Source organism: Streptomyces sp. HUAS TT11 (assembly GCF_051553595.1).
GTDB lineage: Bacteria > Actinomycetota > Actinomycetes > Streptomycetales > Streptomycetaceae > Streptomyces.
Map to the genome: position 1 here is coordinate 9,598,127 of NZ_CP196184.1, position 12,426 is coordinate 9,610,552.

14 protein-coding genes are annotated in these 12,426 nt (G+C 70.7%); 8 read left to right on the plus strand and 6 right to left on the minus strand.

Annotated elements, in window-relative coordinates:
* Nucleotides 1-24 precede the first annotated feature (24 nt).
* From ACSHXN_RS43145 to ACSHXN_RS43165, 5 genes are all read left to right on the plus strand, one after another.
* On the plus strand, nt 25-510 hold the full coding sequence (locus ACSHXN_RS43145; RefSeq protein WP_355142424.1) for a hypothetical protein: 486 nt from the start codon (nt 25-27) through the stop codon (nt 508-510).
* Nucleotides 511-1,112: 602 nt separating this feature from the next.
* Nucleotides 1,113-2,003, plus strand: coding sequence for a S41 family peptidase (locus ACSHXN_RS43150; RefSeq protein ID WP_355142422.1), 891 nt, complete (start codon nt 1,113-1,115; stop codon nt 2,001-2,003).
* A gap of 284 nt (nt 2,004-2,287) precedes the next feature.
* Entirely contained in the window at nt 2,288-3,850 is a 1,563-nt protein-coding gene (gene rox / locus ACSHXN_RS43155; protein WP_383357859.1) for a rifampin monooxygenase, read from the plus strand.
* Nucleotides 3,851-4,282: 432 nt separating this feature from the next.
* Entirely contained in the window at nt 4,283-4,531 is a 249-nt protein-coding gene (locus tag ACSHXN_RS43160; RefSeq protein ID WP_383357858.1) for a hypothetical protein, read from the plus strand.
* Nucleotides 4,531-4,908: a fic family toxin-antitoxin system, toxin component gene (locus ACSHXN_RS43165; RefSeq protein WP_383357857.1), complete on the plus strand. Its 378-nt coding sequence runs from the start codon at nt 4,531-4,533 to the stop codon at nt 4,906-4,908. The genes ACSHXN_RS43160 and ACSHXN_RS43165 overlap by 1 nt, the downstream gene beginning before the upstream one ends.
* A gap of 110 nt (nt 4,909-5,018) precedes the next feature.
* On the opposite strand, the gene ACSHXN_RS43170 is transcribed toward ACSHXN_RS43165, so the two are convergent.
* From ACSHXN_RS43170 to ACSHXN_RS43185, 4 genes are all read right to left on the minus strand, one after another.
* The gene (locus tag ACSHXN_RS43170) at nt 5,019-5,810 is read right to left on the minus strand and encodes an erythromycin esterase family protein (protein ID WP_438306379.1); all 792 of its coding nucleotides are present in this window, start codon (nt 5,808-5,810) and stop codon (nt 5,019-5,021) included.
* A complete protein-coding gene (locus ACSHXN_RS43175; protein ID WP_438306380.1) occupies nt 5,702-6,286 on the minus strand; it encodes an erythromycin esterase family protein in 585 nt (194 codons plus the stop codon). The genes ACSHXN_RS43170 and ACSHXN_RS43175 overlap by 109 nt, the downstream gene beginning before the upstream one ends.
* A gap of 437 nt (nt 6,287-6,723) precedes the next feature.
* Nucleotides 6,724-7,512, minus strand: coding sequence for a DUF6114 domain-containing protein (locus ACSHXN_RS43180; RefSeq protein ID WP_383357856.1), 789 nt, complete (start codon nt 7,510-7,512; stop codon nt 6,724-6,726).
* A 130-nt stretch (nt 7,513-7,642) separates the two neighbouring features.
* Nucleotides 7,643-8,266, minus strand: coding sequence for a DUF6230 family protein (locus ACSHXN_RS43185; protein ID WP_356114243.1), 624 nt, complete (start codon nt 8,264-8,266; stop codon nt 7,643-7,645).
* Between the two features lie 241 nt (nt 8,267-8,507).
* Here ACSHXN_RS43185 and ACSHXN_RS43190 point away from each other — a divergent pair, with 241 nt between their 5' ends.
* Nucleotides 8,508-9,086: a hypothetical protein gene (locus ACSHXN_RS43190; RefSeq protein ID WP_355136822.1), complete on the plus strand. Its 579-nt coding sequence runs from the start codon at nt 8,508-8,510 to the stop codon at nt 9,084-9,086.
* A gap of 91 nt (nt 9,087-9,177) precedes the next feature.
* On the opposite strand, the gene ACSHXN_RS43195 is transcribed toward ACSHXN_RS43190, so the two are convergent.
* Nucleotides 9,178-9,783 (minus strand): TetR/AcrR family transcriptional regulator, encoded by a 606-nt coding sequence (locus ACSHXN_RS43195; protein WP_355136820.1) that lies wholly within the window; start codon nt 9,781-9,783, stop codon nt 9,178-9,180.
* 151 nt (nt 9,784-9,934) lie between these two features.
* Here ACSHXN_RS43195 and ACSHXN_RS43200 point away from each other — a divergent pair, with 151 nt between their 5' ends.
* Nucleotides 9,935-10,822, plus strand: coding sequence for an oxidoreductase (locus tag ACSHXN_RS43200; RefSeq protein ID WP_356114245.1), 888 nt, complete (start codon nt 9,935-9,937; stop codon nt 10,820-10,822).
* A gap of 313 nt (nt 10,823-11,135) precedes the next feature.
* The gene (locus tag ACSHXN_RS43205) at nt 11,136-11,501 is read left to right on the plus strand and encodes an ANTAR domain-containing protein (RefSeq protein WP_356114246.1); all 366 of its coding nucleotides are present in this window, start codon (nt 11,136-11,138) and stop codon (nt 11,499-11,501) included.
* A 260-nt stretch (nt 11,502-11,761) separates the two neighbouring features.
* On the opposite strand, the gene ACSHXN_RS43210 is transcribed toward ACSHXN_RS43205, so the two are convergent.
* Nucleotides 11,762-12,400, minus strand: coding sequence for a TetR family transcriptional regulator (locus ACSHXN_RS43210; protein WP_383357853.1), 639 nt, complete (start codon nt 12,398-12,400; stop codon nt 11,762-11,764).
* Nucleotides 12,401-12,426 lie beyond the last annotated feature (26 nt).

Below are 12,426 nucleotides of genomic sequence, written 5' to 3' on the forward strand. Positions count from 1 at the left end.
TCAGCAGTCGACAGCGCGTGAGCGATGCGTGAGCGGACAGCCCGCAACCCGCGGCGCTGTCTGGGCATGGTCCTGGTCGACGGCGCGTTCCCCTACGACTGGCTGGATGAGGCCATGGAACAGCGGATCACCACCCTGTTCCGGCGGCTGGGCCGGGTTTGGCCGCTGCTGCGCCCGACCGGGCTGGCCCCGCGGATGAGCGCCTTGCAGCAGGCGCACAGCAACATCGAGCTGGGCAGGCTCTCGCGCGTGCACGAACTGGGCCCGGTCTTGGACGACATCACCGTCCCCGTGCGCTACGTGGTCGCCTCGGGCACGTCCTTCGGCAGTCGCGGCGAGGAGCAGGAACTGATCCGCGCCAGCCTCGATGCGGTGACCGCCCGCAACACCCGCATCCGTATCGGCGCGAAGGTCACCAGCAACCACGGCGCGATCCTGAAGAAGGACTACGGGGCCGTCGCCGGCGCCGTCCGCGAAGTCGCCGCCCTCGACCACCACGGGCAGGGCTGACGACACCGGGCTGCGGCCCGCGGCGCATCCCCGCACGCCGCATGTCCTTTTTGTGCGGCCACGTTCCGCAGCCCACGCGCCCTGCGGGGGCAGGGCGGGGAGTTGCTGCACCGGTTGCGCGGAAGCCCGCACCGGCCCGCTCTCCTCTCTGCGCCCCGCGGTCGTCTCGGGCCCGCGGTCGTCTCCGGCCATGGTGCACAGCGGCGGCGTCAGGCGGCGGGTCGTCTGGTTCGTGGGCCGCGCGCAGCCGCTCACGCTCGACGGGCGCCTGCACTTCCCGCGCAGCGCCTGTCCGGGATCCGCTCCGCACCCGGGGCAGCCAGGAGCGGGCCGCCGACCGGAACCGGGGCCGCGGCCGGGCCGCCGCGCCGGCTCCGCCCTGTCCACGGCCCGGGTTCGCCGGCAGTCGTGATCACGTGGTGGGGGAAGAGGAGGTTGCGTAGGCAGGCGGCCCGGTGGAGGCGGGCGGTGTCCACCGGGCCGTCGCACAGCGTTAGGTGCTGAGGGGTCGCATCGCCGAGGACGTCGGTGAGCGGAGCAGGTGAAGAAGCGGCCGTGAAATCCGTTGGGTGCGTGTTCGATCTGGACCTAGCATCGCGCGCATGACGACTCATCACGAGATACTCGAAGCCGCGCTGGCCCAGATCACCGCCGGCTACGTGTTTCCCGAAAAGACGGCTGCCATCGACGCGGCGATCCGGCGTCGGCTGGCTGACGGCGCATATCAGGACCTGGACGTGCGGGAGCTGTGCGAGCGAGTCACGGACGACCTCCAGAATGCCTGTCCGGACAAGCATTTGCGGTTGTTGTGGACCGAGGAACCGCAGTCGATGGACGGGGAGCCGCAGGACGTCGCTCGCGCTCGTTTCGCGCAGTACGCAAGGGAGAGCAACTACGGCATCCGGCGGGTGGAGCAGTTCGACGACAACATCGGCTACCTCGACCTGCGCATGATCGCCCCCGCCGATCTGGGTGGTCCCGCGGTCGCTGCCGCCATGCAACTGCTCGCTCCCACTGAGGCATTGGTCATCGACCTGCGGCAGTGTCGGGGTGGCTCACCGGAGGGCGTGCAGTTGTGGTGCAGCTACTTCTTCGCCGACGACGGGGTGCACCTGAACGACATCTACGAGCGGGCCACTGGCTTGACCCGCCAGTACTGGACCCTCGGGCACCTGGCCGCACCGCGCTACCTTCACCGCCCGGTCATCGTGCTGACCAGCGACCTCACCTTCTCCGGCGGAGAGGAGCTGGCGTACAACCTGAAGGTGCTGGGGCGCGCCACCGTGATCGGCCAGACCACCCGCGGTGGCGCCCATCCCACCGACCGTATTCCGCTCGCCCCGCACGTGACCGTGACCGTTCCCGCTGCCCGCTCTATCAACCCGGTCACCGGCACCAACTGGGAAGGCGTCGGTGTCGAGCCCGACACGGTCATCGCGGCCGGGGACGCGCTGAAAGCGGCGCTGGAGGACCTGCGCACGCGGATCGGCTGAGCAGCGAGCAGCGTTCGACGCTGTGCAGAGCGCGTCCACCCGCTGCTGGGATGTACGTCCGCAACACCGGCCATGAGCGGCCGCCTGTGTGCGCGGCCTTTAAGGAGTGGACTCGGTGCTGCCGGGGCCTGTAGTTTGCGGGTTGACCGGACACCGCCCAAGGAGGTGAGACCCATGAACGCTGTATCGATGTGGGTGCTCCCCCTTGCTGTCACGGTCGGGCGATTGACGTAGGTGTCGCCGGGAGCGCCTGGACAACAAGGCACTCCCGAAAGGCAACACCCATGGACTCTGTGCAGTTCACCGCCGAGCCGTCGTCGAACGACACGGCCGAGCGCGACATCCCCGTCGGCGACATCCGGGTGGGCGAAGTCCCCGGCACTGTCCCGTCGCCGGCGTCCGGCGTCGGTCGCCCACCCCTGGCGTTCGATGTGATCATCGCCGGGTGCGGGCCGACCGGCGCGATGCTGGCCGCCGAACTGCGGCTGCACGACGTGCGGGTACTCGTCGTGGAGAAGGAAACCGAGCCCGCGTCGTTCGTCCGCATCGTCGCTCTGCACATGCGCAGTCTCGAGCTGATGGCGATGCGCGGACTGCTGGAGGGCATGCGCGCACACGGACGGCAGCGTCCGGCCGGCGGAATCTTCGCCGCCATCGACAAACCCGTGCCCAAGAACCTGGATTCCGCGCACGCCTACCTGCTGGGCATCCCGCAACCCGTCGTCGTCCGCCTGCTCGAAGAACACGCGATCCGCCTGGGTGCGCAGGTGAGGCGCGGTTGTGCGGTGGCCGGTGTCCAGCAGGACGATCAGGGGGTGAGTGTCGAGCTGGCCGACGGCGAACTACTGCGCTCGCGCTACCTCGTCGGCTGTGACGGGGGGCGCAGTACGGTGCGCAAACTCCTCGGCGTCGGCTTCCCCGGCGAGCCTTCACGGACCGAGACGCTGATGGGCGAGATGCAAGTGGGTGTGCCGCCCGAGGAGATCGCCGCCAAGGTGGCCGAAATCCACCGGACCAACAGGCGGTTCTGGCTCAGGCCCTTCGGTGCGGGGGCATACAGCGTCGTCGTCCCTGCCGCGACAGTCAGCGACCGCGCACAACCGCCCACCCTGGAGGACTTCCAACAGCAGCTGTGCGCCGTCGCCGGAACCGATTTCGGGGTGCACTCCCCGCGCTGGCTGTCCCGCTTCGGGGACGCCACCCGGCTGGCCGAACGCTACCGGGTCGGACGGGTGCTGCTGGCCGGCGACGCGGCACACATCCATCCACCCACCGGCGGGCAGGGACTCAACCTGGGCGTCCAGGACGCCTTCAACCTCGGCTGGAAACTGGCCGCGCAGATCCGCGGGTGGGCGCCGGACACCCTGCTGGACACCTACCACACCGAGCGCCATCCGGTCGCCCAGGACGTGCTGGACAACACCCGCGCCCAGATGGAACTGCACTCCACCGAACCGGGCCCGCAGGCCGTGCGCAGGCTGCTCACCGAACTGATGGACTTCGACGAGGTGAACCGCTACCTCATCGAGAAGATCACCGCGATCGGCATCCGCTACGACTTCGGCGCAGGCCCCGACCTGCTCGGCCGCCGCCTGCGCGACATCGACGTGAATCAGGGCCGCCTCTACGATCTGCTGCACCGTGGCCGCGGCCTGCTCCTGGACCGCACCGGACGCCTGAGTGCCCACGGCTTCTCGGACCGGGTCGATCACCTCGCGGATCCCACTGCGGCACTGGATGTTCCGTGCGTCCTGCTCCGCCCCGACGGCCACGTCGCCTGGATCGGCGACGACCAGCAGGACCTGGACGACCACCTCGCCCGCTGGTTCGGCAAACCCGCACACTGACATCGCCTGATAACGCCAGGGCAACCGGAAAAGCCCGCCGGGAGGACTGCGGTGGCCAAAAGCGGCTGACCATCTTGGGACTGGAGGCAGCATCAGCCGTAGTGCTCTGGCGCCAGGGCCGGCCGGCGGCGAGGGGGCCTTCGCGCGAGGACCGCAAAAGGGCCGCAGAGCACTGCGGAGCGGATTCAGGCGAGGCCGTGCGTTCGACCACCCCATTCGGCCTCACGACCGGCCCCGTCGCCCAGGCCCCGGGCGACGGGGGAGGGGGCAGAAGACGCGGGGCGGGCCTCGTCCGCGGCCTGCCACCCGCCCCCACACCCGCTGGCATGCTGCCGGACCGGCAGCATGCCAGCATCCGGCCCGGCAGCGTGTCACCGAAGTCGGCCGCAAGGCGAAGCACCCCCGATTGGTAACAGCTGTTACCATCGGGGGGTGGCAAAGACACAGAAGACACAACTGGGTGCGCGCGTCGACGATGAGATCAAGCAACTGGCCGAAGCACGGGCCAGGGACCGTGGTCTGAGCCTCGGCGACTACATCGCGGTCCTCGTACGCGAGGACACCCAAGGTCTGCGGCGGCGTGGGCTGGATGCCGCGGAGCGCTTCCTCGCCGAGCACCAGGGCGTCTTCGACGAAGCCGAAACCGCCGATCGTCCCGCCCCGGGAGCGCACGCCGCGTAATGGACCTGTACATCGACGTCCCGTGGATCCTGCAGGTCGCCGAGTTGGCCGGGGCAGGCGATCCCTCGCCCGACGACTACGGAGTACCCATCGCCGCGGTCGCCTGCCACCGGGCCGAACTCCTCGAGCAGCCCGTCTACGACGGCCCCTACGCCCGCGCCGCCGCCCTGGTGCACGTCCTGGGCCGCTGCCGCTGGCTGGAGCGCTCCAACCTGGCCGTTGCCGCAGCCACCGGGGTGATGTACCTGGAGGCCTGCGGCATCCCGGTCAAGCCCACCCACGAGGATGCCGTCGCCCTGCGAGACCTGATGCGTGATGCCGGCTGCACTGCCGCCCGGATCGCCGCACTGCTGCGCTCCTGGCCGCAACCCACCTGAACCACACCTGAACCGGCCGTCGGCCCCGGGCCGCTCCTCCCTCGCGGGGCGCCCCCGGGGCCGTGCGGTGCACTGCGGGCCGGGGGCGCCCGGCCGGTGGTGATGCCGGGTCAGAACGTCACGGCCGGGTCGCGGGTCGCGGTGGGGGTGGAGATGACCGCGTCGAACGCGTCGCCCAGCGCGGTGTCCATGACGGCGCTCTGGGTGCGGATCCCGTCCAGCAGCAGATGGCCGTCGGGGTGGGTGGGTGCCTGGCGCAGGTCGGTGAGGGTGGGCCCGTCGGTGAGGCCGGCGTCGGCCAGGGCGGCTTCGATGGTGCCGGGCCGGGGGGCGGGCAGGCGGGTGGTCTCGAGGGTGAATCCCACCGGCGCCGATGCGTCGGGGCGCATCTCGGGCACGTGGTCGTCGGTGTGGGTGAGACCGATCGCCACATACGTGCCGCCGAGCATGCGCGCCAGATGCTGACCCATCGGCAGTGCGGCCATCGTGCCGTCGAAGACGCTCGGGGTCTTTTGGATGTGGTTGTTGTGCGCGGCGAGCACGAAGCGGGCGCCGGAGCCGGCCTGTTCGAGGTGCCAGGCGAGGGTCTGCGCCATGTACAGATCCCGCACCGACAGGTCAGCGACGCTGTTGGTCCCGGTGAGCAGGGCGTTCATCGCACGGAACATGTAGTCCACGGTGCAGGCGCCGACCAGCAGCCGTTCGGCGACGGCCGTGCGGTGGGCGCCGGTGCGTGCCTCGGCCAGCGGCCGGATGGCGTGCAGCCGGAGACTGAGGCGGGTCAGGGCGGCGGTCAGCGCGTCCTGCCGGTCGGCCGGGAGCCGGGCCCAGGCCGGGGCCGCGGCGGCACCGGAGGCGGAGCCGGCCAGGAACGCGTCGCTGATCTGCAACGCGGACTGCACCAGGGGCAGAGACGCGGGATCGGCCTCGGCCAGGTAGTCGGCCAGCGGCTCAAGGACCGGGCGCAGGCACCGCCGGCCTCGGGCACGTCGATGCCGGCGAACCGCAGCGGGCTGCGGCTGGTGGCGTTGTGGGTGCGCAGCCAGTCCATCAGGTCGGCCGCGCCCCAATCGGCGGCAGCCGGGCTGACCTCGCCGAGCGGGCGGTCGTCCTCTCCGGCCAGCCAGGTATCCAGCACCCCGGCGCCGGCGAAGCTGTACTCGAGGGCGAAGTGGGTGAAGCCGCACCGCTCGGCCAGAAACCGCGTCAGCCGCCGGCGGACGGTGGAGAACTCGGTGACGAAGTGGGCGCCCTCACCGATCGCGACGACGCGGGCGTCGCCGACGATGCTGCGCAGCACCTCCAGGTCGGTGAGGTCCGCGGCCGGGTCGATCGTGGTCAGCGTGGTGGTGTGCGCGCGCATCCAGGAGGTGGGCACAGAAGAAGAGGAGGCAGAGGAAGGGGTGTTCACGGAAGGGGTTCTCGTCTCTGGGAGCAGGATCGCTTGCCGTGGCCGCCATGGCAGCCCTCGCACAGGCATCTCACGCCCCCGAGACCGTGCGGCCTCAGGGCGTCAGGCCCGGCGCAGCGCCCTGGTCACAGAAAGAGGAAAGTGGTGAACACGCAACGCAGGCTAGCAGCCCTCACAGAACGGCACGGAACGGTTTTTGGCAGGCCCGGCCTGCGGCGCCTGCACGGCCTGCTGCCCCTGACAGCCCGCGGCGCCTGCACGGTCCGCGACGCCTGACGGTGCGCTCCGGCCTACAGCTCCCGCACACCCGCAGCCCGGCGCACGTGCCGTACCGGATGCTCCTCGGTGCGGTGGCGCCTGGGGGCGCCCCCGTCCCCGCGTCCTCGGCGGGCAGGCAGCCCGCCTCAGCGCGGCCGGTCGTGCGGCCGCGCCGGCTCCGTGGGCGGCGGGTCGGCGGCGGAGATCCGCTCGAGCTCCACGGTCTCTTCCAGATCCGCCCGCACCTCCCGGCCGATCCGGTCTTTCCGCTCACCTCGCGCGTCCCGGTCTTCCTTCTCTTCCCCGTCCCCATGCCGTTCCTGATCGTCCCTCCCTTCCCGCTCACCCCGCTCGCCCGGCTCGCCCCGGTCCTCCTTCCCCTCGGGCTCGCCCGGCTCGCCCCGCTCCGGCCGGTCCTGCAGGCCCGCCCATTCCTCCCAGCCCTCCGGGTCCTCGAGGTGCTGCCGGTCCTCCGGGTCCTGCCGGTCTTCTTCTGCTGTGGGCGGGGCGGGTGCCGGCATCCAGGCGCAGGCGAGGGAACCGCCGATCAGACCGCATGTCAGTCCCAGGAACAGGCCGCCGAAGTTGGCGAGGGGGAAGGAGACCAGGGAGAGCAGCAGGGCGGCGATCCCGGCGAAGACGCGGTGCTGCTGCTGGAACCACAGGGACAGGCCCAGGACGACGAGGAGGACCCCGATGATGAGGGATCCCGCACCGGACGTGGTCGACAGGGCCAGGACCATGCCCTGCAGATCCAGGTCCGTGTAGGGGAAGTAGACGATGGGCAGCCCCGCCATCAGGGTGAACAGCCCAGCCCAGAAGGGCCGTTCGCCCCGCCAGGCCCGGAACCTGCGCCAGGTGCCGGCTACGGCGGCGGCTACCGCGGTGGCGGTGCGCCGTGCCGGGCGCGGGTCGGACATCGGATCCAGGAACACGTCTCTCCCTGAGGTGAGGACGGAACAAGAAGAGGGGGTGGGCGGGGTGTGCGGTGTGTTCGCTCGCCGTCGGCCCCTCGGGGGGTGGGGCCGCAATATGGAGGGGGGTGTGGGGGGTGTCGGTCGGGGGTTAGAAGCAGGGGTTGTTGCCTTGTTCGACTCGCATGCGGAAGTTGGGGACGTTGAGGGTGCCGGCGGAGGTGGCGACGGAGATCACGCGTACGTTTTCGAGTACGACCGATGTCGCTTGCTGGGCGAAGACGTCGGGGTTGAACCAGCGTGATTTTCTGTCTTGGGGGTTGATGGGCCCTTTGGTGACTGCGCCTGCGGCGACTCCGATGTCGATGTTGTTGGTGTTGGCCTGGGCGGCGGCGACGGAGGTGGCGTCGATGAACAGGTTTGCTGCTTCCACTGGCCGTCCGGTGCCGCCGGTCACTACCAGGGTGTAGGGGCCCAGGACCGGGATGGGGATGACGACCGACAGGCACAGCCTGTTGATCTGGGCGTGCCGGAATCCGAGGACTACGACGGGTACGAGGGTGCCTTTGCGGGTCACGTCGACCATGGGGTAGATGCTTACGCCGCGGCCGCTGAGGGTGTCGGCGGCGAGTTGGAAGCGTTGGCCGGAGATGAGGAACGAGGCGGCCAGTGCTCCTTGGGCCATGCCGATGCCCAGGGCTGCCGCGGCGGTGAGGGAGGGGACGAGGACGACGGCGAAGCGTCTCCAGGATGTCCTGCCGGAGCGGTGCAGCATGGCGCCTCCTCCGTCGCGCATGGGATCCCCTACCCGTGCCGGAAGGAAGGGCGGGCGAAGTGCGGGTTGGCTGCTGACGGAGTCTAGACTTCCGGGCCCGGTAGTCGACGGCACGTCAGGTCGGCCGGTCGGGTGGTCTGCCGTCGAAGGATCTTCGTGAGGACCAGCCGCGGCGAGCGGTTGTTCGACATCGTTCAGTGGACGCCGGGACGGCGGGGCGCGTTGTGGTTAGGCTGCCCGGATGAAGATCACGGGGGCGGTCGTGGCCGGGTCGGTGTTCGGATCGCTGACATCGCTCGCCAACGCTGTGTCATCGCCGTATGGGCCGATCGGGGCCCGTGTCGCAGCCAGTGCCGCGGCCGGGGCGGGCACGGTGGTCAGTCTTCTCCTCGATGCCGGGTGGTCGTGGGCGGCGCTGGCTGTCGTGGTCGGGTGGGCGGTGGCGACACCGGCCCGCGGTGCGTTGGCCGGGGCGGCGGCGCTGACGGCCGCGACCGTGTCGTACTACGTCATGGACGCCTACGTGTGGGATGCGGGCACCGACATGGTCGTGTGGCTGGTCGTGGGGGTGCCCTTGGGGTTGGTCCTCGGCGCGGTCGGAGCACTCGTCAGGCGGCCGGGCCTGACCGGACTGTTCGCTGCCCTGGTCGTCCCGGTCGGGGCCGCGGTGCAGATGGTGGTGATACCGCCGGGTGAGGGCCTGATCGACGCCCGGCTCGCCACGACGGCGGCAGGCATCGTCTGGGCCGCAGCCGCGCTGAGTGCGGCGTGGGCGCTTGGCCGGTTCTGGCGCCGTCGCCGCGCTGCGGCCGCCGCGTAGGCAGGCCGCCGGCCTGAACGGCCTCCCCGCGACCGCGCGGCAGGCGCCGACCACGCGATGGGCGCCGGGCCGGGCCCTGCGGTCCTGTTCCTCAGTGCTGTTGTGGCGTGATCACCCGGAGCCAGACCTCTCGCAGTGTCCGGGTGGCGCGGTCGAGGGTGTCGCCGTCGTCGCGGTAGGCGCGGTAGTAGCCGCGTTCCGTCATCCAGCACAGCGCACGGGCGAGGGCGCCGGCGTCCGTAGGGCCCTCGCCGTCGGGCAGCCCGGCGCGCACGAGGACGTGCCGCATGGCCTCGGCGAAGGCCTCCACCGTCTCCTCCCAGGATCGCCCCACGGCCTCGTTGAGGGCCGCGTTCTCCACGGCCGCGCGCATCACCGTGCCGTGTTCGCGCCACATCCGCTCGGTGTGCTGCAGGGCGCGCTCGACGGCCCGGGCCGGGGGCGTGGCGGTGTCCTTTGCCGCGCGGGCGGCGTCCTCGCGGATGGCGACCATCGTGCGGGCCACAAGCGCCGCGAGGACGTCCTGCTTGGAGCCGAAGTAGAAGTAGAGCGAGCCGCGCGAGATCCCCGCCCCCTTCGCGATGTCCTCGACGGTCATCCGCTCCAGCCCCGTGCGCGCCAACAGCTCTTCCGCGGCGTCCAGGAGCGCCTGCTCGCGCAGGTCGCCCTTGCGTGGCGTCTCGCTCCGCCTGCCCATGCGACTTCGGTCTCCTCAACGCGCGGGGCCGTGCCGGCCCGGACCGCCCGAGCCTACCCGCCCCACCAGAAAATCTACGCCACGTCGAAAAAAACCTGCACTGTGTAGACTCGGTGGTGTCCCTGTTCTCCGACCCGGGAGCGGCCGCGTCATGACGCACCTCACTCACAAGACCTTCCTCATCACCGGTGTCAGCAGCGGCCTCGGCCGTGCCTTCGCCCAGGGCGCTTTGGGCGCCGGCCACACGGTGGCCGGGACCGTCCGGCGCTCCCAGGACGGCGCCGCCTTCGAGGCCCTCGCGCCGGGACGCGCCCACGCGCGCCTCCTCGACGTCACCGACGGCGACGCGGTCGCACGGGCCGTGCGCGACGTCGAGGAGAGGGTGGGCGCGATCGACGTGCTCATCGCCAACGCCGGCTACGGACTCGAGGGCGTCTTCGAGGAGACCCCGCTCGCGGACCTGCGGGCCCAGTTCGAGGTCAACGTCTTCGGAACGGCCGCCACCGTGCAGGCGGTCCTGCCGTACATGCGGGCCCGGCGCCGTGGGCACGTCCTGGCCGTCAGCTCGATGGGTGGGCTCGCCTCCTTCCCGGGCGTCTCCGCCTACTGCGCCAGCAAGTACGCGGTGGAGGGGCTGCTGGAGGCCGTCGGCAAGGAGGTCGCGGGCTTCGGGATCCACGTGACCGCGATCGAACCCGGCTCCTTCCGCACCGACTGGGCCGGCCGCTCCATGGTCCGCGCGCCCCGGTCCCTTCCCGACTACGACGCGTTCTTCGAACCGATCCGCGCCGCCCGGCAGTCGGCGAACGGCCGGCAGCTCGGCGACCCCGTCAAGGCCGCCGCGGCGGTCCTGAGCGTCCTCGACCTGCCCGACCCGCCCGCCCACCTGGTGCTGGGCTCGGACGCGCTACGGCTGGTGCGGGCCGCACGCGCGGCCGTCGACGAGGACCTGAGGGCCTGGGAGGAGCTCTCGCGTTCGACGGACTTCCCCGACGGCGCCCAGATCGCAGGATCGCCGCTCACGGCACGGACGCGCTGACATGGAGCATCAGGGCCGTGACCGCAATCGGCCGATGCCTGAGGGGCAGATCCGGATCATGCCCGACGAGTGCAGCAGCTGCGGCTTTAGGCCATCGGTCAGGGGTTACTCGCTCCTTCGCGGGGTCAGGAAGTGCGCTCCGCAGGGCTCCTCGTCGCTGCGGCGAGGAGCCCCTATCTGGATCGCAAAGTAGGCATATGGTCAGGTAAGAGCCGCTTGTGAAGGATTCGCGCGAGACGCTGTCTCCGTGCAGCGGGGGTAACCGTACAGAGTCCCCGCCTCCGCCAGATCGGGTGATCACATGGAGCCCCTCGTGGATTCCAGGAATTGCCCCCTCGATCTGCTTCCCGCCGCCGACCTTCAAATGGAGTGCGAGCGGCTCAAGGCGGAGAACGAACAGCTTCAGCGCGCTGTCATCTCGAACGCCATCGTGGATCAGGCCATCGGTGTTGTGGTGGTCATCGGGCAGATTGCCCCCGAAGAAGCATGGCGAGTCCTGCATGATGCCTCACAGCGCACCAACATCAAGTTGCGCGTCGTTGCAGAAGATGTGCTGAAGTTTGCTCGCGGTGGCAGCATGGCCGACGGCGAACTGGGCGAACTCCAGCGAGTGCCAGCCCGCTATCAGGCGTGTGCTGTCCCTGCGGGGGCGCCCTGTGAGTCGCGGCTGCACGCGTAAGACGTTGCCGATGAACCCGGATGAGGCGAGGCCGTGGAAGCCGGCGGCAGTACAGCAGCCCTGCGCAGGAACTGCCAATGTTCGGCAGCCGCGGCAGCGCCCTCGTGGAGTTACAGCCCGAGGGCTGATCTCGTTCCGCTTCGGCGGGGCCGCATACCGGCAAGCGCCTTCCTCGCGAACCACGCAGGCGCCGCAGCGCAGCCCGCACAGCGGGGGTGCCGTCGCACCGTGCCGGCTGATTGCGATAACCCGGGGTTCGCCTACCAGAGCGGGCCGGTGCACATGTGCTGGATGGTGGACGCCAGCGCCTGCTTCAGTACGTCGGCGTCCGCCCCGGCGATCGCGTCGAACTCCAGCAGGTAGCGCCCCACGTGCAGGCCCAGCAGATGGCTGGCCACCAAAGAGGCCCGAAGCTCGGCCCGCTCGGGGGCGATGGCCGTGACGATCGGAGCCACCACGCACGTGGTGAACAGCTCCCGCATGAGCGTGGCCGCTTCCGGACGCTCGCACGCCGCGTGCAGCAGGGTGAGAGCCGTGTTGGGCCGACCGTCCTGCTCCCAGGTCTCAAGGAACACGTCGGCCAGATGCTCGCCGATGTGGTCGGGGCCCATGGCGAGGACCTCGCGGACCACCGTGTCGGGGTCGAAGGGCCATTCGACTGTCGCGGCCAGCAGGCCCGCCTTCGAGCCGTAGAAGTGCACGACCAGTGAAGGCTTGACCCCTGCGTTCCTGGCGATCTCGCGTAGCGACGTCTGCGCGTAGCCCTTGTCGTCGAAGGCCGCACGGGCAGCGGTCAGGATCATGGCGCGTGACGCCTCGCCGTCCCGCGCACGCGTCGCATCGGGCGACCGCACTCCGGGGGCGTCGGCGTCGAGGGGCGGGGTCTTCGGCGCTGTCATACCCACAGTCTGGCACCCTCGACTGT

Coding starts and splice junctions, on each gene's coding strand:
- ACSHXN_RS43190 (WP_355136822.1), top strand. CDS start 8,508: ATGAAGATCACGGGGGCGGTCGTGGCCGGGTCGGTGTTCGGATCGCTG.
- ACSHXN_RS43200 (WP_356114245.1), top strand. CDS start 9,935: ATGACGCACCTCACTCACAAGACCTTCCTCATCACCGGTGTCAGCAGC.
- ACSHXN_RS43210 (WP_383357853.1), bottom strand. CDS start 12,400: ATGACAGCGCCGAAGACCCCGCCCCTCGACGCCGACGCCCCCGGAGTG.
- ACSHXN_RS43195 (WP_355136820.1), bottom strand. CDS start 9,783: ATGGGCAGGCGGAGCGAGACGCCACGCAAGGGCGACCTGCGCGAGCAG.
- ACSHXN_RS43145 (WP_355142424.1), top strand. CDS start 25: ATGCGTGAGCGGACAGCCCGCAACCCGCGGCGCTGTCTGGGCATGGTC.
- rox (WP_383357859.1), top strand. CDS start 2,288: ATGGACTCTGTGCAGTTCACCGCCGAGCCGTCGTCGAACGACACGGCC.
- ACSHXN_RS43185 (WP_356114243.1), bottom strand. CDS start 8,266: ATGCTGCACCGCTCCGGCAGGACATCCTGGAGACGCTTCGCCGTCGTC.
- ACSHXN_RS43165 (WP_383357857.1), top strand. CDS start 4,531: ATGGACCTGTACATCGACGTCCCGTGGATCCTGCAGGTCGCCGAGTTG.
- ACSHXN_RS43150 (WP_355142422.1), top strand. CDS start 1,113: ATGACGACTCATCACGAGATACTCGAAGCCGCGCTGGCCCAGATCACC.